The following is a 23,139-nucleotide window of genomic DNA, read 5'->3' as shown; positions in this document are numbered from 1 at the left end:
TCACGGCCCTGGTGTTTCGTCAACCGTTGGTCTGGAAAGGTCGAACGAACCAATGAGGATTTTCTTTTTTCCCCTGCCCGTCACGCTGGCCTTGGACGTGGCGGCCTGGCTCCTGATCCAACTGGGCGTCTCGAAATTAATGGTCTCGCTCGACGGTCAAAAGTTCAACCCAACGGCTTGGCTGTTTCGGGAGAGAAATTGGGAGCGCGGCGGTCGGACCTATGAAGCTCTCCTCATAAAATCCTGGAAAGATCACCTGCCCGACGCCGGCCCCTGGTTTAAAGGCGGATTCCAAAAAAGTTCTCTTTCTTCCAGATCACCGGATTTTCTAAAGCGTTTTATCTTGGAAACCTGCCGCGGTGAACTGTCCCATTGGATCGGAATGTGTGCGTCCCCGCTCTTTTTCCTATGGAACCGCCCCTGGGTCGGCGGCCTCATGGTGGCCTACGGAATTTTAGGCAACCTCCCCTGCATCCTCGTCCAACGCTACAACCGCCTCCGCCTCACCCGCCTCATCGCCCCAATTTGTCCGACACTATTTTAATAAACCGCAAACACTCCCCGCGCCCCCACCGGGGTTCTGATTCTGAAGGAGGCTGATGGCTTTCAACATCAAACAACCCCTCCGCCCGGTTCAACAACCGCAAAGCCTCTTCAAAATCCTTCTTTCCCCGCCCCCCATAGTACCGGCACGTGGCCACCAAATAAACCGCCCGGGGGTTTTCCGGCGACGCCAAGGCTATTTTGCTGTGACTCATCACCCGGGGTCCCAACCAAACCGCGCGCATCTTGTTGGCCTGTATCCGCATGCCATACAACACGCACAGCATGGCATTGATTTCCCGTTGGGCGGGGTCCAGCTGATAAGCCCTCCGAACCGTTTCCAAAACAGACGCAATAACATCGTCCGAGGGCTTATCCATCAAAACCGTATGAAAGGCCCCCACGCTCTGCCAATAGGCCACCCGCGCATCCTGAGGGGAACCCTTCGCCCGAGCATCGAGACCAACGAGGGCCTCACTTAAAAGCCCCCGATCCCAAGTCTCAATTGCCCTCTCCACTTGAGAAATATCATCCGCCCAACCCTCACCCACCGCCATCCCCACCAAAACAAACAATAAAACGAATCTCCGCGCCAAGTTCATAAGGCTAATATTAGTAAATACATCTACCCCCCAGCGCCACCAAAATTTTGATTTGGCCATGGTATTTTGGTAAACTCTTCGAGACACGTGGCCTGTGCCACGTTTTTTTTGTCCCATTTTGGGGTCGTGGTGTAGCTCGGTTAACACGCCGCCCTGTCAAGGCGGAGACCGCGGGTTCAAATCCCGTCGACCCCGCCATTTACGAAAGCGTCAAACTGAGGAAAAGGGTCTGTCTGCGATTTGCGGACAGGCCCTTTCCTTATTTCAGGGGACGAAAAAGAGGAAGGCACAACGGAAAGAGTCGCGGCGGAGGACGTCTGTCCGAAACTCGATTCACCGACGGGCGGGCGGCCAATTCGGACGTCCACACACACTCTCTCTTTGGAATAACGGATCTCTTGAATGTGCCCTCGAACCGCCAGGCTTTTTTCAATCCCGGGTTTGCGCGCGCATATTCTCAAAATGCCTTTTAAATGGTTTTGGACGTTTTGAACTGAAAAATCCACTTTTGGTTGTAAAGGTTCTAATCCCGTCGAGTTAACACATTGGGTTTGATTTTTGACCTTAAAGAGCAGGTTTTCCAGATAGTCCGAGAAAAATTAGGGGACGGAGACAACTAATCAACTTTGTTGATAGCGCGCTGGTCTTTTGATACCGTAAGAGCATGCCCCGACAAGCCCGGCTGGATGCCCCTGGGTTGTTTCACCATGTGATCGCGCGTGGTTTGGAACGACGCGTGATTTTCACCGGGAAGTCGGATTACGAAGATTTCCTCTCCCGCGTCGAAACGTCGTTGGAGAAGAGTCCGAACCAAATCTTGGCCTGGGCGCTCATGCCCAACCATTTTCATTTCTTGATTCGGACGGGTTCCGGAGGTCTCTCCCGGTTTATGCGGCGCCTGATGTCGGGGTATGCGGTGGCATTTAATGCGCGGCACAAGCGCTCCGGATATCTCTTTCAAAACCGCTTTAAGTCGATCGTCTGCCAGCAAGATCCCTACTTCACGGAATTGGTTCGATACATTCATTTAAACCCACTGCGCGCGGGGGTAGTGAAAACCCTTTCGGAGTTGGATCAATATCCTTACTGTGGACACAGCGCCCTTTTGGGAAGGATTTCACGGCCCTGGCAGGCGACGGGATCGGTTTTGGATTGTTTTGGTTCGCGGGGGCGGTATCGGAGGTTCATGGAGGAGGGGAAAGACCAGGGACGTCGACCGGAATTGGTGGGAGGTGGCCTTTTGCGGAGCCTGGGAGGCGTGCAGGCGGTCATGCAAGCGCGGAGGGAAGGGGACCGGCAACAGGGCGATTCTCGGGTATTAGGGGAAGGGGATTTTGTCACGCAGGTATTGAAGGACACGGAAGCCAAGTTGAAGGCGAAAAACACACTGCGGCGGGAAGGGAAGGACCTTCGAACGATGGCGTTGGCGGTGGCGAAAAAGGCCGGGATTCCCGAACGAGCACTTTTTTCGCGGGGTCGGACCGCGGAGGTCTCCCGGGCCAAGTCGGCGTTGATCTACTTGGGGTGGAATACTTTGGTCGGACCGTAAAGGGCATGAGCGAGGCCACCCGCATGTCCCCGGCGGCCGCCAGCAAGGCGCGGGAACGAGGCGAACAATTGCTGAATGACCATCCGGCGTGGCGGGAGCTACTTAATTGATTAGTTGCCTCCGTCCCCATTACCTTGTTTCTTTCACCTTCATGACCGATTTGGACCCGGCGGTGGTGGCCAGCCTAAATTAGGGGATTAGCTCGCCTGCTTTTTTAGAATTTTTGGGAACCATCGGCCTGCGAACCTTTCCCGGCTCTGGCTCAGATAAAAAAGCCTTCAGCGCCCTCTCTCGACGAGCCCGGGAGCGGGGGTGGTGAGAGACGGAATGGGGGCCGGTCTTGTTTCTTGAATTGATAATGAATGAACGTGGGGGTGGAATAATTTGGGCGGACCGCAAAGGGAATGAGCGAGGCCACCCGCATGTTTCCCGCGGCCGCCAGCAAGGTGCGGGAACGAGGCGAACAATGGCTGAATGACCGTCCGGAGTCGCGGGAGCTACTTAATTGATTAGTTGTCTCCGTCCCCTAGTCCTAGTCCTGGTCCGTTCGGAACGCCGCGCGAGAGGGGGAAGACCCTACGTGGCGATGGGTGGACGCCGCCCTGCGGGCGGACTGGCGGATGGAACCGCTGACGGTGTTTGCGGGCGTATCCCGTCCCGTCTCGACTCTGAACCGTCGCCGGTGACCCTCGTTGAATCCGGAGTCGAAACCCGCTGGTGAGCTAAATGAAATTCGATACTCCTTGTCGTTGGATCAACTGGCCAAAGGAATAGAGTGTCCGGGAACAAAAATCCGGCTCCGTTGTTGTCAGAGAGGACCGCCATGACCGATTCCGTTAAAGAGTTGGAAAATCGCATCACCTCCGTCGTTCGGGGGAAAGACCGCGTGGTGCGCCAGGCCTTGGCCTGCGTGTTCGCGGAGGGGCATCTCCTCATCGAAGATGTCCCCGGCGTGGGGAAAACGATTTTGGCCCTCTCTCTCGCCAAAACGCTGGGCCTTTCCCTTCAGCGCATCCAATTCACGGCCGATCTGCTCCCCACCGACATCCTGGGCGTTTCCGTCTTTAATCCGCGGGACCAATCTTTCGAATTCAAGCCCGGACCGATTTTTCATAACGTTGTGTTGGCGGACGAAATCAACCGGTCCTCCCCCAAAACCCAAAGCGCTTTGCTGGAAGCCATGAGCGAGCGCCAAGTGACCACGGACCAAACCACCCGCCCTCTGCCCCACCCTTTTTTTGTCATCGCCACCCAAAACCCCCACGAGCATCACGGAACATTCCCCTTGCCGGAATCCCAAAAAGACAGGTTCTTGATGCGGGTGACGATGGGATACCCGGACCCCGCCCACGAACTGGAAATTCTTCGCAACGGCATCGATGCCCAGGCGGCCGAGCGGCTCGCCCCCGTCGCGGACGCCGTGCTCATGCGGAAAGGAATCGAATCAGTCCGGGCCGTCCGCGTGGATCCGGCCTTGGACGAATATGTCCTGGCCCTGGTCAGAGAAACCCGCGAATCCCCTTTCTTGGAACTGGGGGCCAGTCCGCGGGGCGCCCTCGCCCTTCGCCGTTCCGCCCAGGCCAACGCTTTCCTGGAAGGCCGGGACTACGTGTTGGCCGATGACATCAAATCCCTGGCTGTGGCCGTCCTGGCCCACCGGGTGGTTCCTCGCGGATCGGACGGCGAGCCTGAAAGCGAAGCCGCCCGGCGCGTGGTGGAAGAATTGTTGGCCCGGGTGCCGGTTCCTCTTTGATCCCGCCGATTACCGGCGACCGATGGCGGGGGGCCTGGCGCCGTTTCCGTGAACGTTGGCGTCCGCCGCGGGTTCTGCGGATCACGCGGCTGGGGGGCCAGGTGATCCTTCTGGCTCTGGGAATCGGGTTCGCGGCCATGAACACGGGGAACAATCTCCTCTACGTTATTTTTGGTCTGCTCCTGGGACTTATTCTGGCCTCGGGACTCGTTTCCGAATCCATGCTTCGGGCCGTGGTCGTGGATCATTTGATCCCAGCGGACCTTTTCGCTGGACGGCCCGCGCCGGTCCGGTTCATCCTGAAAAACCGGTCGGCGCGTCCCCTGCTGGGTCTGAAAGTCTGGGTCCGGTTCGGCCGGGCTGGGGTCCCCGACCGTGAATCCAGTCCGTCCGTGATCCTCTTTATCCCGCCGAAGGGTCAACGTTCGCGGGACATGTTTTTCCACCCCGACCGCCGAGGCCGCTGGACCCTCCTGGAAATCCGCGTGGGGACCTCCTTCCCCTTCGGTTTTTTTGAAAAATCACTCCGTCTGACGCCCCGGGAGGACCACGTTGTTTTCCCCGCTCCCTTGCCGTTCCCCCGTGGGGCCCTATGGACGGATTCCGGGGCCCCGCGCCGGTCGGTTCCCCGCCGGGGGCCCGGAGAAACGTTTTGGGGACTGCGGGATTTCCGTCAGGGGGACAGCCCCCGCCGAATGGCCTGGAAAAGCGTCGCCCGTCGGGGTCGGCTGATCGTCCAGGAAACGGAACAGGAAACCGATCGGCGGCTCATCCTTAACCTGGGCGCCGCCCGGGATTGGGGGGATCTCTCCCTGGCGGACCGTGAAAACGCCGTTTCCTTTGCGGCCACGCTCGCCCTGCGACACTGGGACGCCGGGTTCGCCGTGGGTCTCGTGGAAGGGGATCGGGTCGTGCCCCCCGCGTCGGGACCGTCCGTTCGTCGGGCGATTCTGACCCGTTTAGCCCTTTTTGAGCCCGACGCGTTGACGGCGCCGCTCCCCGTCGACGGGGCCCTCTCCGTTTTAGCGCTTTGGCGTCGTTGGGGGAAACGGTGACGGCTCTGTCATTGCTCCTGCGGCGGGTTGTTTGGACGCTCGCCGGGGTGGCCGTGGCCGCCCTCGTGCTCACGCGGGAACTGGATCCCCTGCGTACCGCTGTTTTTCCGCTCCTCTGGATTTTCCTTTTTGTCGCTGAGGAAAAGCGGCGTCTTCCGCGGGCGGACCGAATTCAAACCTTGATCGCAACGGCGCTCCTGCTTCTCACCCTCGCGCGACTCCTCTTCCGACGGGACCCGTTCCTCCTGGTCATCGCGGATTTTTTGGTTCTTTTTCTATTAACAAAGGGGGCCTTCGTGAAAGACCTCAAAGACCTCCGCCAGATCACGGCTCTTTCATTTTTCGTTCTTCTGGCCGCGGCTTCCCTCTCCTTGAACATTAGTTTTCTGATGGCCTTCCTGGCCTATACGGTCATGGCCTCGGTGACGCTGGCCCTCTTCACCCTCGCGGGTTTGGAATCCCGAGGGGAAGAAGCCAACCCCCGTCCCATGATGCCGGCCCTGGTCCGCACAGCGGGGGTGACGCTGTTTTCCGCTTTTGTCCTGTCGTTTCTCATGTTCCTTCTTTTTCCGCGGTGGTCGGCGGCGGTTTTCCAAGGGACCTTTCTCGGCCCCCTCCGCCGGTCCGGTTACACCGAGTCCGTTAATCTACAGAGCGCGGGAGAAATATATCAAGACCCGCGCGTTGTCCTTCGGGTGGAAACCCCCGCCCCCTGGGACGGATACCTTCGGGGCACCACCCTCACCCGGTTCGACGGCGTCCGTTGGACGGCGGAAAAAGGCGTTCCCGTTCTTCTCCGCGGCCCGCGCCTGGTGGTAAACCGGTTCACCCTGCCCGCCCCTGGTCCCGGACCCCGCGCCATTCGTCGGCAGAGGATCTATTTGGAGGCGGTGGATTCCGGCACGCTTTTCGCCGCGCCTTGGCCCCGCCGTCTGGAGGTGTCCCTGCCGCGGATCTTCGCGGGGGAGGACCGCACGTTGGCCCGACCGGCGGACCATCGCGGCCGATTGGCTTACACGGTGTTTTCCGATCCGATCCCGGGGACGGAAACGGCTTCCCCAGAGCTCCTCGAAAAGTCCTTGGCCCTTCCCAGCGGGAATTGGGACCGAGTCAAGGCCTACGCAGGTCGCGTGGTGGTGAAACGGGAACCTCCCGCGGCAACCGCGAAACGGCTGACCCAGCGGCTCCAACAGGATTTCACCTACAGTTTAGAGGGGGCCGTGACCGGCGAAAACCCGGTGGAGTCTTTTCTGTTCGATGTTCGACGCGGGCATTGCGAACATTTCGCCAGCGCCCTGGCGGTAATGCTTCGTTTGGAGGGGATCCCGGCCCGAATTGTCACGGGGTTCCGCGCCCATGAGCGGAATCTGGACGGGGGCTATTTTGTGATCCGCGCCCAGGACGCCCACGCCTGGGTCGAAGCCTGGGTGGGGAATCTCTGGGCCCCGTTCGATCCCACGCCCGTCAACCGCCACGCTCCGGCCCCCCCAGGTTTATGGCGCCGCTGGCGCGAACGTTTGGACTATGTCAACTTTCTCTGGGCGGTCCATGTGTTGGGTTACGACTTGGAATCCCAAAAGGACATGGCGCTAGGGGCGTGGTCCACGTCGCAACGGATCGAGGGGGGCCTCCAATCCTTTCGACGTCAATGGAACCAAGGGTCGCGCACGGGCCGGATCCCGGGAAGCGCGCTCTGGATCGGCGCCCTCGGTGGCGCCTTGGTTATGACCGCCGCGGTTTTATGGGGCCGACGCTCGTTACGAAAACCGGCGGCGCGCCATTCGAAAATTAAGTTTTATAACGACGCTCTGCGCCACCTGAAACGTCGCGGCTACCCACGCGCCCCCGCCGAGACCCCCGCCGAGTTCCAGGCCCGCCTCGCCGCTCCCCCCGGTTCCGCCCTCGGTCGACTCACGGCACTTTACCACCAGGTCCGATTCGGCGCTCACACCCTCACCGCAGAAGAAACCGTCCGCGTCCAGGACCTTCTTCGAACCCTCCGTCGATCGATCTGAACTGTTAGCCCAAAAGAACCCGGACAACGCCACCCGCAACCTAGGCTATTTGATAGGAACCATCCGAAATTTGAAATAATGAAGCGGATAAAGGTCAAAGGTGGATCACCTGCGTTCCACCGCATTTTCTAGGGCGTGCCACGAAATTTGGAGTTCATCTTACACTTAGGAGAAATCAAAATGTCGCCAATCAAAAAGAATTTGACAATGCTTGGGTTTGTCTTGTTGTTAAGTGGGTTTGCAAGTAGGAGCGCGTTTTCGGCGCCGGCAGAAATGCCGCCGCAGGCAACAACGGTCTTTTCTCAAATTGGCCTGGCGATCCCGGTGGTGGGGGATCTGGGGGACATCTCCGACACAGGCCTTTTCTTTGGGGCGCAAGTGATGCAACAGTCGGATCCAAACGCCAGCTATGGCGTCGGGGTCAGCTATTATTCTTTCGGAAAAGCGTCCAAGGATCAAGTGGATACCTCGGTCAGCATTTTAAGCACCATGTTGATGACCCACCACAGCATGGCTACCGGGGGGGGCGCCTCGCCGTTTGTTAAAACGGGCTTGGGTTTAGCGCGCACGCAAGTGAATATAAATGATGCAACTACGGCTGGACCCGCTGTCGTTCAGGGCTCCAACCAAGAAGATATAAGCCCCACATTGCTACTGGGCCTGGGCTTCGATATGAAAGTTTCCCAGGGCGCCATGTTGGGCATGAGCCTAGACTATCAACATTTTTTCTTCAGAGTGGGCGATGTGAACGGCGGCGGCTCTTTCAACGTTGTCGCCCATTTGCGCATGTAACAAACGGGCAGGGAGAGGGACCTGCGCCCCTCCAAAAACCTTTTTAGGGAAATATTCTCCAACGCCGGCTTGTGAGGGAGGCCGTCCTTTTTTCCCTGAAGTGGCTCTGGTCAGCCAGGGCTTCAGTGGTTTTATTTCCGGCTGAATTATCCGGGTGAATGAGCCACCTGACCCCGCTGTCCGCGGCGCTTGGGTGCGCTTTGTTCAAACCAAACCTTGAAGAAGCCAGGGATGGATTCATGGCCCGCCAAACCCAACGTCGGCGCCTGATGACCAAAAGGGGCCGCAAGATTAAAACAGCCAATGGCGGCCTTGGGTTTGATTTGGAAAATAATTATCTGTTCGCCCCGATCCCCGAACTTAGGGACAGCCGGCATGTTTTAAATGCGGTATCATTTCGTTGTCGATATGCTGAACCATTCACCCCATCGTCATCGGTTCCACCGCTCCCCGGTCCGCGCCAAGGTCCCATGACCCTCTTCGCGCGGCGTCTATGTGGTTTCTTTGTGCTGGGATTTCTTTTCGTCCCCTGGGGGGGGCATGCCGCCACGGACTCTTTTGAAAAAATGGCCGGTGAGCTGGCCGCTGTCGCCCAAACGGCCAAGGTGAAACGCCTGGCGGTTCTTGAGTTCACTTTGGTCAATGGCCAAGGCGCCATCGCCGGGCGTGTGGCGCAGGAGCGGTTCATCTATGCCTTCGTGACCAGGGGCGACGTCGTGGTGGTTGAGCGCGACCGGTTGGACTCCGTGAAACACGAACTGACCTTGGGCATGACAGGACTTTTGGACGAGGCCACCACCAAACGCATCGGCAAAATATTGGGGGTGGACGCCCTGGTTTACGGCAGTTTGACCGACCGAAAAAAGTCCTTTTGGGATATCCACGCCTGGCTGGTGGCGGTGGAGACGGGCGAAATCCTGGGCGCCGCCACCTCCTCCGTTCAGCAAGATCTCTTGGGGGGCGAATCCGCCGTGGCCACGGCACCGACCCCTGTCCAGGGGTGGAGAATCCCGACTCTCCACCCGCCCCTCGTTTCCACGTCCAGCGAAACGGGAGCGGTCCTCTTTGAGAACACGGCCCCCATGGGCGCGGAACCACAGATCCTCAAGCTCACTCTTGTCCGTGAAGACAAACGGTCGGCGGCTTTCGAACTGGAATATTTTATTCCGACGGGTTTTGAAGGGAAAAGCCTTTGGATCTCCTTGGATACGGATGATCATGGCGGTGGGGAAAGGAAACAGGCCTTCCCGGGGAAACAGGTGAGTCGGCTGGAATGTCACACGACCGAAGAGGCTCATGTCTGTTCCACCAGCCTGCAGTTGGTCGCGACCTTGCTGGAAGACGATGGAAAAACGAAAGCCAGGACGGCGGCGCAGGAATGGATTCCGTTCCAGAAAATCTGGATTAACGAATCAAATCGGGGGGAGTTCCCGTCCCTACGGGGGCCCTCCGCCATGAAAATCGCCGGTTTGATCCCGTCGTTCGTCCCATGGAAAAAAGGATTCGTCCTTTTCGGCGAATTTGGGAACCGTCCGAACCAAAAAAAGAAGGTGATCGTCGGAGGTCCGGACATGTATCTCGAGCTCACCATTCGTGAATGGGCGGTCGATAAAATTACCGTGGACTCTCCCCAGTCCAACCTGGGTCCCGTGAAACCCTATCGCATCGACCCCGAACGGCCGTATTTCATCGCCGTCACTTCGGGGAAGGACCACAGCAACCTTTTCTATTTTCAATTTGACCCCGTCCCCTTTCAGAAGAATTAGCGGGGATTTTTAAAAAACCATGAAAGCCGTCGTTGTGCAAGACAAAAGAGTTCAGTGGAAGGACGTGGACGACCCCGTTGTCGGCGCGGGCGAGGTTTTAATCCAGAATCACGCTTCGGCAGTCAATCGAGCCGATTTGGCGCAGATGGCGGGCCTCTATCCACCTCCGCCTGGCGCCAGTCCGATTCTTGGACTTGAATGTGCCGGGGTGGTGATGGCGGTGGGGGCTGGGGTCACGCGCCATAAAGCGGGTGATCGCGTGTGTGCTCTTCTCACCGGAGGAGGATACGCCGAGCGGGTGAACGTCCCCGTCGGGCAAGTCCTCCCCATTCCGCGGGGCCTTGGCTTTGAACAGGCGGCCGCCCTGCCGGAAGTGTTCGCCACGGCGTATCTGAATCTTTTCATGGAGGCGCGCCTCTTGGAAGGCGAGCGGGTTTTGCTTCACGCGGGTGCCAGCGGCGTGGGCACCGCAGGAATCCAGTTGTGCAAGATGAATCACAACCCGTGCTTTGTCACCGTGGGCACCGATGACAAGCTGACGCGTTGTCTGGCGCTCGGCGCCGCCGGAGGCGCCAACCGTCACTCCGGTCCCTTTTCCGAGCAGGTGGCCGGATGGACCCACGGAGAGGGATTCGATGTGATCTTGGATCCGGTGGGGGGCGCTTATCTGAAGCCCAATCTGCGCAGTCTGCGTTCGGGCGGCCGTTTGGTGGTCATTGGGTTGATGGGCGGATCGGCGGCCGAACTCGAGATCGGCGTGCTGCTGATGAAACGCCTTCGCCTGATCGGGTCGACCTTGCGAAGCCGGTCCGTGACGGAAAAAACGGCGGTGATGGAGGATCTTGAACGCGTGGTGTGGCCCCGGATCGAGGACGGCGGCATCGTGCCGGTCATCGACACCGTGGTCCCGATCCAGGAGGCGGCTCGTGCGTTGGATCTGGTGGCCTCGGATCAGACCTTCGGCAAAGTTGTTCTATCCATCGGACCGTCGGTGTAAAAAAAGTCGGAGTGAAGGCTTTCTCCCAAGCCTCCAAGACAAATGACGAAAATCATCCGATACGAGCCACGTCTTCAAGACCGCTAAGAAAAAGGAGTTAAACGCCTCAAGCCTCTTTGGTCAATCCGGCATGACCCCCATTTTGTAAGATGAGCGGAATGATCGCCGCCGTTGGTCCCCACCCCGCAAACTGGAAAAACCGCCTGCAGGAGTTCTATCGACGATACGACAACCGGTTGAACATCGCCTTTTTTTTAGGCGGTTTTATTTTTGATGTCCTCACCCTGTCCACCGTCGATAATCTTTTCTCCATCGCCCAGCAAGCGGCCTACCTGGGTCTCATCGGTTGGTTCCTGTATAAAGATCTCCTGTTCGATGCCAAACAATGGGCGCCCCCGCGCTGGCTGGAGAAAATCTGGACTTACCGCGTTCTCCTCATGCATTTCATGTTGGGGAGTCTCATCAGCGTGTACTCTCTCTTTTTCTTAAAAAGCGCGTCGCTCGCCAGTTCGCTCATTTTTATTCTTCTCATCCTGGGGATCCTTGTGGCGAACGAATTGCCCATTGTGCAATCCGCCGGTCTGGGCCTCAAAGTGGCGCTCTATGCGCTTTGCATATTTTCGTTTTTTTCCATGCTCTGGCCGACCCTCCTGGGTTTCGTGGGGCGAGTTCCCTTTGCCTTGTCGCTGGGGAGCGCCGGGCTTGTCATGGTTGGGATGGCGCGCTGGGTCCTCAAAAAAATCCCCGACCGGCGCATGGTGGTCCGCCGGATTCTGCTTCCATCTGCGGCCTTTGGGGTATTGACCACGGCCTTTTATTTCCTCGGCTGGATTCCACCGGTCCCCCTCGCGGTGGTTCACATGGGCATTTATCATCGCGTCGAAAAACTGGGGAACCGATACTGGCTCTATCACGAGCGTCCCGTTTGGGCTCTGTGGCGGAAGGGCGATCAAGACTTTGAAGCCCGGTCCGGCGAGGCGGTCTTTTTCTTCGCCCAGATCTATTCTCCCGCGCGGTTTTCCGATGAACTCACGCTCCATTGGTTTTTCCATGATCCCCGTCAAGGCTGGGTGAGTTCGGACCGGATCCCCTTGAAAATCGTGGGCGGTCGCAAAGAAGGTTTTCGCGGGTACTCTTTCAAGAAAAATTATTTTCCCGGGGATTGGCGCGTGAAGGTCGAGACCACGGACGGCCGAGAAATCGGCCGTACCCATTTCCGCCTGCGAACTTCCGTGGAGCCTCCCGACCCCGCGCGCTTTAAAGCAGAAATTCGATAATTGTAAGGAACGGTTATCGCGCCCCGGCGCCTGGGCTTCTCAAAACAGTCGGCCGATATCCCAGCGGCCACGCCTGGGATGAAAGCGATAGGAGGGGCACCAACAAGGACCTATCGCGCAAAAATGAACGGCTCGCCTAGCCCAAAGGCGCCCCCCACGATAGGGGCTCCACCGCGGGAATTTCTCAAACTCGGGTCCGATTTACGCGACGGTAAAGAATGAAGGGGATTTCTCGATATCGATGAATGTCTTCTGATGTTGGAACAGGGCCTTGAGGGCTTCCTTGGCTTCCGGTGTTTCCATTTTCGGGTTTAAGGCTTGGGTGCCTTGCCACCACCATTCGACCACGGCGTCGAAGGGGGCTTCGCTGTTCCGCATTTCCATGAGGTCCTGGTTAAACTTCACGACCAAGGTCCGGTTCCGGACAAATTTCGCGGGCTGAAGGGCGCTCACCGCTCCGTCGAATAACATTTTCGTTTTAGGATCTTCCCACTCCGCAATAAATTCTTCGCTGGTCATCTCCGAACGCCGCCGCAAACACGTGATCAATCGAATCAAGGGATCCTCCCGTGCAACGAAGTCTGCCGCCCCAAAAGCGGCGACTTTAGGAGGATATCCTCAGTCTATTCATCTGTCAAGGTTAATTCGCCGTCTTTAAAAAAAATCTCATTGACGGGCGTTTGGCCCGGGGTTAAGTTTAAGGAGCGGTCCCGGGGCAGGGGAAAGTCCACCTGGAGTCGACCCTTTTGATTGCGCGACGCGCGGAGATCGAGCTATGGGAGGCGGTCCATTTTGAGAAATAAAAAATGGATGTTCATGTCCCTGGTGGTTTTTGTCGCCGGTTTTCCTTCAAGCGCCCAGGCGATTCCGCCGCCGGATTTCATTTTTAATCTGGGGTCCCAAATCCCGCAATTTTTGGGGTTTTGCCTTCTGTTCATCCTTTCAAGTGTCGGGATGGTTCGAACCTTTTTTAAAACCCGGTGGGAAAAGGTGAAACAAAAAAAATGGCTATGGGCGGTTCTCGTGATCGTCGGGGTTTGTTTCTGCCTTGCGCTTTCTTACGTCGTTTCAATAATTTATTACGACATGCAATTAAAAAAGTGGAAAAACGATGGAAGAAAAATAGAAGTTAAATCCTCCCCGCCTGCCACGCCCGGTGCCAGGGCGGTTCCCTAGGATCACCATTGACCCTCCTCGCGCCTTCGAACATTCAATCCGCTCACAAAGGCATCGGGTCAAAGACCCTACGCCTAAAGAAGTGTCTGGACGCCGGGTTCCCTGTTCCGCCCTTTGTCGCCATCCCCTCGGAGGATTGCCAGGCTATCCGGCGCGATGTGGGCCTCCGAATGGAAACGACCGGAGAAATCCATAACGCCTTGGACGCTCAAACTTACGCGGTGCGTTCCAGCGCGCTGATCGAAGACGGGGATCAAACCTCCATGGCGGGCCAGTTTCAAACCCGTTGCGGCGTCCCTCCCGCCGGTCTTTCTGACGCGATCCGGGAGGTTTTGGATCACGCCGATGGGGTCCTCCAGGGCCAAATGAACAAATTTTCCCTGCTTGTCCAGTCCTTCGTTGAGCCCGACTTTTCGGGTGTTTGCTTTACCCGCAACCCGCAGGGGGGGCGGGAAATGGTTTTCGAATATCATCAGGGGCGCGGCGAGAAATTGGTGGGTGGAGAAATTCAGGCGGAGCGCCTTTCCCTGCTTTGGAATCACGCTTTGCCTCCGACCGCCGCGCGAATCCCGGGTTTCGCCAAGTTGCTGGAAACCTGCAAGGCCGTGGAAGAATTGTTTGGCGCGCCCCAGGACATCGAATGGTGTCTCCAGGCGGGGATCCTCCATATTCTTCAATCCCGGCCCATTACCTCCATTTCCAAAAACCAATACGCGCAGATCCTGTTTTTGGTCAGCGTGTTACCTTCACAGGAGCCCTTTCTTTATGACAAAAGCCCTGTGACTGAAATGGCTCCGCGTCCGACCTCATTGACCCTGGATGTTTTGAAAGAAATTCATCGAGACACGGGCCCGGTGGCCGGCGTTTATCGGCGGTTCGGCATTGATTTTCGGGACACTGACTTTTTTAAACAAATAGGGAATGAACTGTTTGTGGATAAAGAGAAAGAAATAAAGAGTCTCTTGCCTTCTTACAGCGTGGTGAACTCTCCCACCTTAACCCCTCGAATGACCTTTTCCGGCGGGTGGTGGGCGACCATCAAAAACCTGGCGGCCTTGTCGCTTCTGCCAGCGCGGTTCACGGATAGGGCGATCCAACGTTTGGAAGAAGAACTCCGAGCGAAATTGGCCGCGCCTTGGGCGGCCGAATCTCCGGAGAAAGTCTTGGCAAGGTTTCTGGAAGATTATGAATCTGTTTTCGAGACAAACCTCTTGGCCGGCATCGCTGTTAAAAGTCTGGAAATTGCGTTAAAGGGGGAGGCGGAGGTTTCGGAAATCTTGCAAACCGGCGGGCCTCTGTTGGCCCCCGCGGAGGGGGGGATTCCAGAAATAAGAGAGATCGGTTGGCTCGGCAACAGCCTCGATCTCGCGGACGAAACGGAATTTCTGCGGTGCTTGGACCCGATTCAAAAGCCGTCTCCCGGGGGGTGGGACGCCTTGCCGGAAAAAAATAAGAAGAGTTTGGCGACGCCGGTTCGAAGAGCGCTTCGGTCTGCGCGGTTGCGGGAATGGGGTCGATGGCTGACGGTGAGGGGAGTGAACAAACTCCGCCGCGCGGTTTTGGATTGGGCCCGCGGGAAAGGAATAAAGGATGCGAGGCTCGTTCACTTCGCTCGGTGGGAGGAAATCCGCCAAAGGTCTGGCTCGGGAGGCGGTTTGGACGGAGCGTAAAAAAAGGTACGAGGAATTCAATAAATTCGATATTCCGGGTCCCCTGTCTCATCGTGTGATGGTCCCCACGGGAAAATACCTGGGCGTCTCCGCCGGCACGGCCGAAGGTTTTTTGGTCACTGTGGATGAGTTGGGATCCCCCGAGCGGAAGGACCAGAAAATGGTCCTATTTTCGGAAAATCTGTCCCCGAACCTCGTCACTTATTTCGACAGGATTCAGGGCATCCTGTCCCACAACGGCGGGTTGTTGTCCCACCTGGCCATCCTGGCGCGGGAACGAAGACTCCCGGTGATGGTCCATTTCGTTCCGAACGCCAAATTCCCGTTGGGGGCCCAGGTCCGTTTCGACGCGAGCCAAGGCACCCTCTCCCGAATTCAATAGGGCTACGGCGTGGCCTCGGCGTATTTCGGCGGTTGGGCTTCCGCCGGCAGGGCGAAAGAGATCAAGCCGGTGAGGGTCCCGGTGGATTGCAAAGGAAGAGAGTAGCGCTGAACATCCGATAAAATCTTTTCTCCCTTCACCCCCATGGCCACGGCCGGGTAGAACACCTCCCGCCGATCCACGGGGACCAATTCCACCCGCCGGACCCGGTTCCTTTGCAACGAAATCCGCAGAAGAATGTTTTCGTCCTGGGCGTTCTTTTTTTGATCAAAAAGAAGGTTCCCCAGGCTGTAGGCGATGACTTTTCCCTGGTATTCCTCGACCCCCTGGAGCACGTGGGGATGGTGGCCCAGGATGATATCGGCGCCTCCCTCCACAAGGCCATGGGCCAGTTGAATTTGCCTCTTGGAGGGATAATGGTTGTATTCTTCTCCCCAATGGAGAGAGACGACGACGAGGTCCGCCCCCTTCCGCGCCTTTCGGATGTCTTGCCGGATTCGGCGCGGGTCCAACGCCGAAACGCCGGGCCGGGAAGCCCCCGACCAAACCCAAGTGGAGTGCGCGATGCCGTATCCCAAGAACGCCACGGTCGTTCCGCGGACGACAAACGTGGCCGGAAGATGCGACTGGACGGAATCCTTGCCCGCCCCAAACGGGTAGATCCCCTGCTTCCATAAAAGGAGGCGGGTTTGAGCCAAGGCTTTTCCGTTATAATCCATGGCGTGGTTGTTGGCGAGGGAAACCGTGTCGACACCGGCGGTCGTGAGCGCGCGGACCGTCGGTGTGGCCGCGAGAAAGTTGTAGCATTTCTCCGGGAACATCTTTTCATTGTCCGATGTTCCCAGGATGGATTCGAGGTTGCAAAAGGCGATGTCGGCCTTGGAGAGAATGGATCCCACGCCTGCCAAGGCCTTCGCGGCGCCATTCCGGCCCATCCGCACCCCGATGGTTCGGGCCATCATCACGTCACCGCCGGCCACCAGGGTCCACTCCGGTTCCGCGCTCGAAACCGAATTCGTGGAGGGCTCGGCCGCTAAGGCGGCCGGGAAAAGGACGACGAAAATGAAAGCCGCCGTTCCCCGCATGCTCAAGTATGGGGCCCGTTTTCAAGTTTGGCAAGGGTCATTCGATCCCTCGCTTCAACGCCGTTGGGTCTATTATTCATACAATAGGGCACGGGAATGAGGCGCTTTGGGAGCTGGAAAGCCTTTGGCGTGTTTATAAAAAGGGAGGTTGCGAGTGCCATGGGAAAAATCGGCTTCCGCTCGTCTCTGGTTTTATGGGTGTGCCTCAGCGTTCCGTTCCTCGGGGCTCTGGGCAAGGAGAAAAAAATGAATACGGTTTATGACTTCACCATGAAAGACATCCATGGGAAGGAGACCCCGCTCTCCGATTACAAGGGGAAAGTGTTTTTGATCGTCAACGTTGCCAGCCGTTGTGGGTTTACGCCGCAATACGAAGGGTTGGAGGCGCTGTATCAGAAATTCAAGGACAAAGGGTTCGCGGTGCTGGGGTTTCCGGCGAACAATTTTCTGTGGCAAGAGCCGGGGTCCGACGCGGAGATTAAATCCTTCTGCACCACAAAATACAGCGTCACTTTTCCGATGTTTTCCAAGATTTCCGTCAAGGGGAAGGATCAACACCCTCTTTACCAGTGGTTGACTTCGCCGGAGACGAACCCCGAATTCTCCGGCGGCATTTCTTGGAACTTCAATAAGTTTTTAATCAACCGGCAAGGCCATGTCGTGGCCCGTTTTGGAAGCCGGGAGGATCCCCTCTCCGACAACCTTCAAAAAGCCGTCGAGGCCGCCCTCGACGAATAAACGATTGGTTTTGGCTCCTTCTCTCTAACGCCTGATGCACCCGACCGAGCATGCATTTTGTAGTTGCCCCATTTATGGGGCCACCTCTTTCCAAGACGAGTTCTTCTGACGAACAATCGCCCGATAAATCGGGCAACGACAAAAATCACTTCGGAGAGCTAAACTGACAAATCGCGCAAAACGCGATAACAACCAGTGGGTGTTCGCCAAAGGGTCGGGCATTCACGGGAACGGGCTTTTCGCCCGGACCGATATTCCCGCGGGGACCCGGATGGTGAAATACAGCGGGCCTCGGTTGTCGCTGGAGCAAGGGCGCCGAGCGGCGGCGGAAGGAAACACGTTTGTCTTTCGGGTGAACCGGCGGGAGGCCGTGGATGGGTCCGTGAAATGGAATCTGGGCCGACACGCCAACCATTCCTGCGCCCCGAACGCCGAAAGTGAAAATGCCGGAGGGGAGATTTGGCTGAGGTCGCTTCGCCCGATATTAAAGGGGGAAGAGATCACCTACGACTACGGCTATTCCTTTCGCGACGACCCGGCCCCCTGCCTTTGCGGGGCCTCCCAGTGCGCGGGGATCATCGTGGCCTCCCGTCACCGGGTCCGGCTAGAAAAAAAATAAAACGGTCGCACGGGTTTTGTTCTAAAAAATGTCGTCGTAACTTCCGTAGCCGACCACCTTACGGATCCCACGACCGTCTTGGACTTCGCCGGCCACCCTTCCCGTCACGTCTCCCGCCCGCGAAAGTTCACCGACGAATTTCAAGGTCAACTTCGGTCCATCCAAATACGGTATTTCGATTTTCCATAGGGTCGGAGTCCCTAATGGGTCTTTGTTGACCTGGACGTTGGCCTTGAACCCTTTCCGCAGGCTCCCTTTGGCATGGTCTTTCAGCAAAACCCAGCAGTGAGGGGGATATCTGGGGTTGGGGGTCGGCACGATGGATTGATCAATGCCATAGAAATTGTGCGCTTCGTCCCACAGCATCAGGCTGTGGTTCGTTCGGCGAATATGGTCCATTCCTTGCGCGGAGGATTCCGAAACGTCGGTGGAGGCGACTTTGTCAACGACGGCCTGGCCAGCAAAGGTTTTTTCATCCAGGGTGAGACGGGCTTGCCCGACGCTCAAGAACCGGAGATATTCCAACCGGTTCTTAACGATGAAATCGCTTTCCAATCCGGTCAAAACCAGGTGGATTGTTTTCTGATCCATGTGGAAAGTGAGATCGACCCGTTCCTGGGTGGATTCCTTTTCCGAACGAGAGGCGATCTGAGAGAAGAGCTTTCCCGTTTGGATTTCATGGGAAAGGGAGGAAAAAGCGTCCCGCCTTCGATAAACCTGGCCGCGCCACCACAACCGGGCGTCATAAAAATGTGAATACTTCCCCGTCAGCGCCTGTTCCACGCGACTCAATTCCAACACGAGAAGAAAATCTTCCTGGGGCCGATCCCCCTGAACCAGAATGCGGTCATAATAATGGCCCAGGGCTTTCCGGGAGAGTTGATAGCGCTTCCCACCGACAAAGGCCAGGCCCAAGGCGAGTAAAAGGATCAAACCGACCGCGGCTATTTCTTTGAATTTCATGGGAGGGCCCGCTCCTTGTCGGGGGATCTTGCGAAAGGAACCGTTGATCCTTTGACACCAGACCGAAACATAAGTTCCACCAGAAAATTTACGACCCGCCTCCACCGCTTAGGGCGCGAAGCCGGCTGATGCGTTCAAATAAATCCTTCTCGTGGCGAGCGTCACCTTCCACGGTCCGGACCGGATTGGGAACAGCTCGTCGCGTCGCTTGATCTGGACATCAATGCCGTTCCAGGCCTCCGTCTTCATGTTTTTTAATTGAACGAGTTTGTTGTAAACCATGATCGTCCAGAAAACGAAGAAGAACAAAACGAATCCAGTCACTAGGAGAGCCATCAGGGAAAGACTCCCGGTTCCATAAGTGTTTCAAGCATCTTCAGTGTCTCTTTAGCGTTTCGAAGCGATTTTTGTAGTTGCCCGATTTATCGGGCGGTCTTCCGTTAGAGGAACTCGCCCCGGAAAACGGTGGCCCCATAAATGGGGCCACTACAAAAGGCATACTCCGTCGGATGCAACGGTCCGCTAAAGAGATACCAACATTATTTTCACAAATTAAAAGCACAAAAGGGAAGAGATGTCTCTTCGCGGCTGGAATTCGGCCGCACACGAACGGGTCGAAAAAAATCCGCCGTTTAGTCGGCGCGGGGAACCTACTTTAAAAAAATGCTAGCATGGCGTTCGGTTCCAAAAAAACATTCAAAATCCATTCGCATGAGAACAAACGATAAAAAAACTCCTTTCTTTTTATGGACGTCCACCGGCAAGAAAGTGCTGATGGGCGTTTCCGGCTTGGCCTTGGTCGGTTTTGTGGTCGGCCATCTCATCGGCAACCTCCAGATGTTTTTGGGGCAAGAGGCCGTGAACCGCTACGCGGCCTTCCTGAAAAGCACGGGCGAACTCCTCTGGCTGGTGCGCGGAGGATTGCTAGCCATGGTCGCCGTCCATATCGCGACGGCCGTTTCTTTGAGCCGTGAGAATGCGGCCGCTCGGCCGGTGGGGTATGCCGTGAAGAGCTATAAGGAAGCCACCTACGCCTCCCGCACCATGGTCTATTCCGGCCTCATTGTTTTCGCGTTCGTCGTTTACCATCTTTGTCACTTCACTTGGCTCCTGACCCATCCCGAATACCGCTATTTGGTGGACGCTCAAGGGCGCCATGACGTTTATTCCATGGTGGTTCTGGGCTTCATGCGTCCCGGAATAAGCGCCTGGTATACGGCGGGGGTGTTTCTCCTCGGGATGCACCTTTCCCATGGGATGTACAGCATGTTCCAATCCCTTGGAGTTCAATCGGAAACTCTTCGCCGGCGGGTTCGACCGGCGGCCGCCCTGGCGGGCGGGCTCCTCTTTTTAGGTTTTGCTTCCATCCCGGCGGGGGTGCTGTTGGGCCTGATCCGTCTGCCGACTGGGGGACTTCCATGATACTGGATTCCAAAATTCCATCCGGACCCATCGCCGAGAAGTGGGACAAACACAAGTTTGATATGAAACTGGTCAACCCCGCCAACAAGCGGCGCTACAGCGTCATTGTGGTGGGATCCGGTTTGGCGGGGGCTTCGGCGGCCGCTTCTTTGGCGGAGCTGGGCTACCAGGTGAAATGTTTCTGTTATCAGGACAGTCCGCGCCGGGCCCACTCCATCGCTGCCCAGGGGGCATCAACGCGGCCAAGAACTATCAGAACGACGGCGACAGCGTTTATCGGCTTTTCTACGACACGGTCAAGGGGGGAGACTTCCGGGCCCGCGAGGCCAATGTCTACCGGCTCGCCCAGGTCAGCGCCAACGTGATCGACCAGTGCGTGGCGCAGGGCGTTCCCTTCGCTCGGGAGTATGGGGGGCTTCTTTCCAACCGCTCCTTTGGCGGCGCCTTGGTGTCCCGCACGTTCTACGCCAGGGGCCAGACCGGCCAACAATTGCTTTTGGGCGCCTACCAGGCCCTGTCCCGCCAGATCGGGCTGGGAACGGTGCAAATGTTTTCCCGAACCGAAATGCTGGATCTGGTGGTGATCAACGGCCAGGCCCGCGGCATCGTCGTGCGGAACTTGGTGACCGGGGCCATCGAATCCCACGCCGCCGACGCCGTTGTTTTGGGGACCGGCGGTTATTCCAACGTTTTCTTTCTGTCCACCAACGCCAAGAACTGCAACACCACGGCGATCTGGCGCGCCCATAAAAAGGGCGCCTACCTGGCCAACCCCTGCTACACGCAGATCCATCCCACCTGCATTCCCCAATCGGGCGATCATCAGTCCAAATTGACGCTGATGTCTGAATCCCTTCGGAACGACGGGCGTGTCTGGGTTCCCAAGGCGGCTAACGATAAAAGGGCCCCCGGCGATATACCGGAAGGCGAACGGGACTATTATTTGGAGCGGCTCTACCCCACCTACGGCAACTTGGCTCCCCGGGACATTTCCTCCCGCGCCGCCAAGCGCGTGTGCGACGAGGGCCGCGGGGTGGGACCGGGGGGCCGAGGGGTCTACTTGGATTTCGCCGATTCGCTGAAGCGTTTGGGCGAGGGCGTGGTTCGCGAGCGTTACGGGAACCTCTTTGATATGTATGAGCGCATCACCGGGGAAAACCCCTACCAGGCGCCCATGCGCATCTACCCGGCGGTCCATTACACCATGGGGGGGCTCTGGGTGGATTACAACCTCATGAGCAACCTGCCGGGACTGCACGTCATCGGCGAAGCCAATTTCTCCGACCACGGGGCCAACCGGCTGGGCGCCAGCGCCCTCATGCAGGGGCTGGCGGACGGCTATTTCGTCCTGCCCTACACCATCGGCCATTATTTCGCTTCCGTCAAACGGGAACCGGTCACCACGGACCATGCCGAGTTCAAGAAAGCCGAGGAATCGATCCGGGAGCAAACGAACCGGTTGCTTTCCATCCGGGGAAAACGGACCGTGCTTTCTTTCCATCGGGAACTGGGAAAAATCATGTGGGACGAGTGCGGGATGGCGCGCACGGAGGCCAGCCTGAACCGAGCGCTCCAACGGATTCCCGCCCTGCGGGAGGAATTCTGGAAAAACGTCATGGTCACCGGTCAAGGAGAGGATTTCAATCAGGCTCTGGAGCAGGCCGGGCGGGTGGCCGATTACATGGAATTTTCCGAACTGCTGTGCGCCGACGCTTTGCATCGGAAGGAGTCTTGCGGCGGACATTTCCGCGAGGAATATCAGACAGCGGAAGGGGAAGCCCAACGGGACGACGCGAATTTCGCCTACGTGGCGGCCTGGGAACACAAAGGGGTGGGGCGCCCCGCGGAACTTCACAAAGAGCCCCTGGTCTTTGAAAACGTCCATCTTCAGCAGAGGAGCTACAAATGAATTTGACCCTGCGCGTGTGGCGTCAGAAAAACGCGTCGGAACCCGGCCGCCTGGTGGATTATCCCGCCGTCGATATCAGCCCGGACATGTCCTTTTTGGAAATGCTGGACGTCGTCAACGAAGGCCTCATCCAACAGGGCCAGGAACCCATCGCCTTTGATTCGGATTGCCGCGAGGGCATCTGTGGTTCCTGTTCCCTGGTGATCAACGGAGTCCCCCACGGGGGCCATCAGGCCACGGCCACCTGTCAGCTCCACATGCGGAAATTTCACGAGGGCCAAATCATCACCATCGAGCCTTGGCGCGCCAAAGCGTTCCCGGTGGTCAAAGACTGCGTCTGCGACCGAACCTCCTTCGATCGGGTCATCCAAGCCGGGGGATTCGTTTCTGTGGGGACCGGGGGAACTCCGGACGCCAACGCGATCCCCATTTCGAAGAAAGCGTCGGACCGGGCCATGGACGCGGCCCAATGCATCGGGTGCGGAGCCTGCGTGGCGGCCTGCCGGAACGCCTCCGCCATGCTGTTCGTGGCGGCCAAAGTCTCGCAATTCGCCCAACTGCCCCAGGGGAAAATCGAAGCCCGGGAACGGGTTCGGCAAATGGTGGCCCAGATGGACTCGGAAGGGTTCGGCCATTGCAGTAACCAGTCCGAATGCCAAGCCGTCTGCCCCAAAGAAATCTCCGTGGATTTCATCGCCCAATTGAACCGCGAATACCTCAAAACCGCCCTCCCATAAAATCCAAGCCGCCTCTTTAACGTCCAGAGGAGTTTTCCCGCTCCCACGGAGCGGATGATCTTTTCCTGGGCACGCGCACGGTCGAGGGT

General features: G+C 57.5%; 20 protein-coding genes, 1 tRNA gene and 1 pseudogene. 18 read left to right on the top strand and 4 right to left on the bottom strand.

Features of this window, described 5'->3' with window-relative positions:
• Nucleotides 1-52 precede the first annotated feature (52 nt).
• Complete coding sequence (locus tag IPP35_02455) at nt 53-544, top strand: glycosyl-4,4'-diaponeurosporenoate acyltransferase (GenBank protein MBL0057987.1); 492 nt, start codon at nt 53-55, stop codon at nt 542-544.
• On the opposite strand, the gene IPP35_02450 is transcribed toward IPP35_02455, so the two are convergent.
• The gene (locus IPP35_02450; GenBank protein MBL0057986.1) at nt 513-965 is read right to left on the bottom strand and encodes a hypothetical protein; all 453 of its coding nucleotides are present in this window, start codon (nt 963-965) and stop codon (nt 513-515) included. The two genes, IPP35_02455 and IPP35_02450, sit on opposite strands and share 32 nt — an antisense overlap.
• A gap of 300 nt (nt 966-1,265) precedes the next feature.
• On the opposite strand from IPP35_02450, the gene IPP35_02445 reads away from it, so the two are divergent.
• The 9 genes from IPP35_02445 to IPP35_02405 all read left to right on the top strand — a co-directional run bounded on the left by IPP35_02445 (nt 1,266) and on the right by IPP35_02405 (nt 12,349).
• Nucleotides 1,266-1,343 (top strand) — tRNA-Asp (locus IPP35_02445).
• A gap of 466 nt (nt 1,344-1,809) precedes the next feature.
• Entirely contained in the window at nt 1,810-2,694 is an 885-nt protein-coding gene (locus IPP35_02440) for a transposase (GenBank protein ID MBL0057985.1), read from the top strand.
• 823 nt (nt 2,695-3,517) lie between these two features.
• The gene (locus IPP35_02435; GenBank protein MBL0057984.1) at nt 3,518-4,447 is read left to right on the top strand and encodes a MoxR family ATPase; all 930 of its coding nucleotides are present in this window, start codon (nt 3,518-3,520) and stop codon (nt 4,445-4,447) included.
• Complete coding sequence (locus IPP35_02430) at nt 4,444-5,502, top strand: DUF58 domain-containing protein (protein MBL0057983.1); 1,059 nt, start codon at nt 4,444-4,446, stop codon at nt 5,500-5,502. Before IPP35_02435 ends, IPP35_02430 begins: the two co-directional genes overlap by 4 nt.
• On the top strand, nt 5,499-7,517 hold the full coding sequence (locus IPP35_02425; protein MBL0057982.1) for a DUF3488 domain-containing protein: 2,019 nt from the start codon (nt 5,499-5,501) through the stop codon (nt 7,515-7,517). Before IPP35_02430 ends, IPP35_02425 begins: the two co-directional genes overlap by 4 nt.
• A 180-nt stretch (nt 7,518-7,697) precedes the next feature.
• On the top strand, nt 7,698-8,309 hold the full coding sequence (locus IPP35_02420; protein ID MBL0057981.1) for a hypothetical protein: 612 nt from the start codon (nt 7,698-7,700) through the stop codon (nt 8,307-8,309).
• Between the two features lie 470 nt (nt 8,310-8,779).
• Nucleotides 8,780-10,075: a hypothetical protein gene (locus tag IPP35_02415; GenBank protein ID MBL0057980.1), complete on the top strand. Its 1,296-nt coding sequence runs from the start codon at nt 8,780-8,782 to the stop codon at nt 10,073-10,075.
• A gap of 19 nt (nt 10,076-10,094) precedes the next feature.
• Entirely contained in the window at nt 10,095-11,072 is a 978-nt protein-coding gene (locus tag IPP35_02410; protein ID MBL0057979.1) for an NAD(P)H-quinone oxidoreductase, read from the top strand.
• Between the two features lie 158 nt (nt 11,073-11,230).
• Nucleotides 11,231-12,349 carry a DUF2914 domain-containing protein gene (locus IPP35_02405; protein ID MBL0057978.1) on the top strand — a complete coding sequence of 373 codons (1,119 nt, stop codon included), beginning with the start codon at nt 11,231-11,233 and terminating at the stop codon, nt 12,347-12,349.
• A 201-nt stretch (nt 12,350-12,550) separates the two neighbouring features.
• Here the strand turns inward: IPP35_02405 and IPP35_02400 are convergent, their stop codons facing one another.
• Nucleotides 12,551-12,907, bottom strand: coding sequence for an EthD domain-containing protein (locus tag IPP35_02400; protein MBL0057977.1), 357 nt, complete (start codon nt 12,905-12,907; stop codon nt 12,551-12,553).
• 234 nt (nt 12,908-13,141) lie between these two features.
• On the opposite strand from IPP35_02400, the gene IPP35_02395 reads away from it, so the two are divergent.
• From IPP35_02395 to IPP35_02385, 3 genes are read left to right on the top strand one after another with little or no spacing between them, the layout of a single operon-like run.
• Nucleotides 13,142-13,525, top strand: a complete 384-nt coding sequence (locus IPP35_02395; GenBank protein ID MBL0057976.1) for a hypothetical protein — start codon at nt 13,142-13,144, stop codon at nt 13,523-13,525.
• Between the two features lie 8 nt (nt 13,526-13,533).
• Nucleotides 13,534-15,195, top strand: a complete 1,662-nt coding sequence (locus IPP35_02390; protein MBL0057975.1) for a hypothetical protein — start codon at nt 13,534-13,536, stop codon at nt 15,193-15,195.
• A 55-nt stretch (nt 15,196-15,250) separates the two neighbouring features.
• The gene (locus IPP35_02385) at nt 15,251-15,577 is read left to right on the top strand and encodes a hypothetical protein (GenBank protein ID MBL0057974.1); all 327 of its coding nucleotides are present in this window, start codon (nt 15,251-15,253) and stop codon (nt 15,575-15,577) included.
• Between the two features lie 2 nt (nt 15,578-15,579).
• Here the strand turns inward: IPP35_02385 and IPP35_02380 are convergent, their stop codons facing one another.
• Nucleotides 15,580-16,662: a CapA family protein gene (locus tag IPP35_02380; GenBank protein ID MBL0057973.1), complete on the bottom strand. Its 1,083-nt coding sequence runs from the start codon at nt 16,660-16,662 to the stop codon at nt 15,580-15,582.
• 246 nt (nt 16,663-16,908) lie between these two features.
• Between IPP35_02380 and IPP35_02375 the strand changes: the two genes are divergently transcribed.
• Together IPP35_02375 and IPP35_02370 are read left to right on the top strand one after the other, a co-directional pair.
• A complete protein-coding gene (locus IPP35_02375; GenBank protein ID MBL0057972.1) occupies nt 16,909-17,400 on the top strand; it encodes a glutathione peroxidase in 492 nt (163 codons plus the stop codon).
• Between the two features lie 199 nt (nt 17,401-17,599).
• Nucleotides 17,600-18,019: an SET domain-containing protein-lysine N-methyltransferase gene (locus IPP35_02370; protein ID MBL0057971.1), complete on the top strand. Its 420-nt coding sequence runs from the start codon at nt 17,600-17,602 to the stop codon at nt 18,017-18,019.
• Between the two features lie 21 nt (nt 18,020-18,040).
• Here IPP35_02370 and IPP35_02365 read toward each other — a convergent pair whose 3' ends face one another.
• Nucleotides 18,041-18,982: a hypothetical protein gene (locus IPP35_02365; protein ID MBL0057970.1), complete on the bottom strand. Its 942-nt coding sequence runs from the start codon at nt 18,980-18,982 to the stop codon at nt 18,041-18,043.
• A gap of 711 nt (nt 18,983-19,693) precedes the next feature.
• Here IPP35_02365 and IPP35_02360 point away from each other — a divergent pair.
• From IPP35_02360 to IPP35_02350, 3 genes and pseudogenes are all read left to right on the top strand, one after another.
• On the top strand, nt 19,694-20,404 hold the full coding sequence (locus IPP35_02360) for a succinate dehydrogenase cytochrome b subunit (GenBank protein ID MBL0057969.1): 711 nt from the start codon (nt 19,694-19,696) through the stop codon (nt 20,402-20,404).
• Nucleotides 20,401-22,313, top strand: a pseudogene (locus tag IPP35_02355) (fumarate reductase/succinate dehydrogenase flavoprotein subunit). The gene IPP35_02360 and the pseudogene IPP35_02355 overlap by 4 nt, the downstream one beginning before the upstream one ends.
• Entirely contained in the window at nt 22,310-23,050 is a 741-nt protein-coding gene (locus IPP35_02350; GenBank protein ID MBL0057968.1) for a succinate dehydrogenase/fumarate reductase iron-sulfur subunit, read from the top strand. The pseudogene IPP35_02355 and the gene IPP35_02350 overlap by 4 nt, the downstream one beginning before the upstream one ends.
• Nucleotides 23,051-23,139 lie beyond the last annotated feature (89 nt).

The sequence above is a fragment of the Elusimicrobiota bacterium genome, assembly GCA_016721625.1.
Classification (GTDB): Bacteria; Elusimicrobiota; Elusimicrobia; order FEN-1173; family FEN-1173; genus JADKHR01.
The sequence above is the reverse complement of the archived record's forward strand: the minus strand, read 5'-3'. Positions and strand labels throughout refer to the sequence as shown.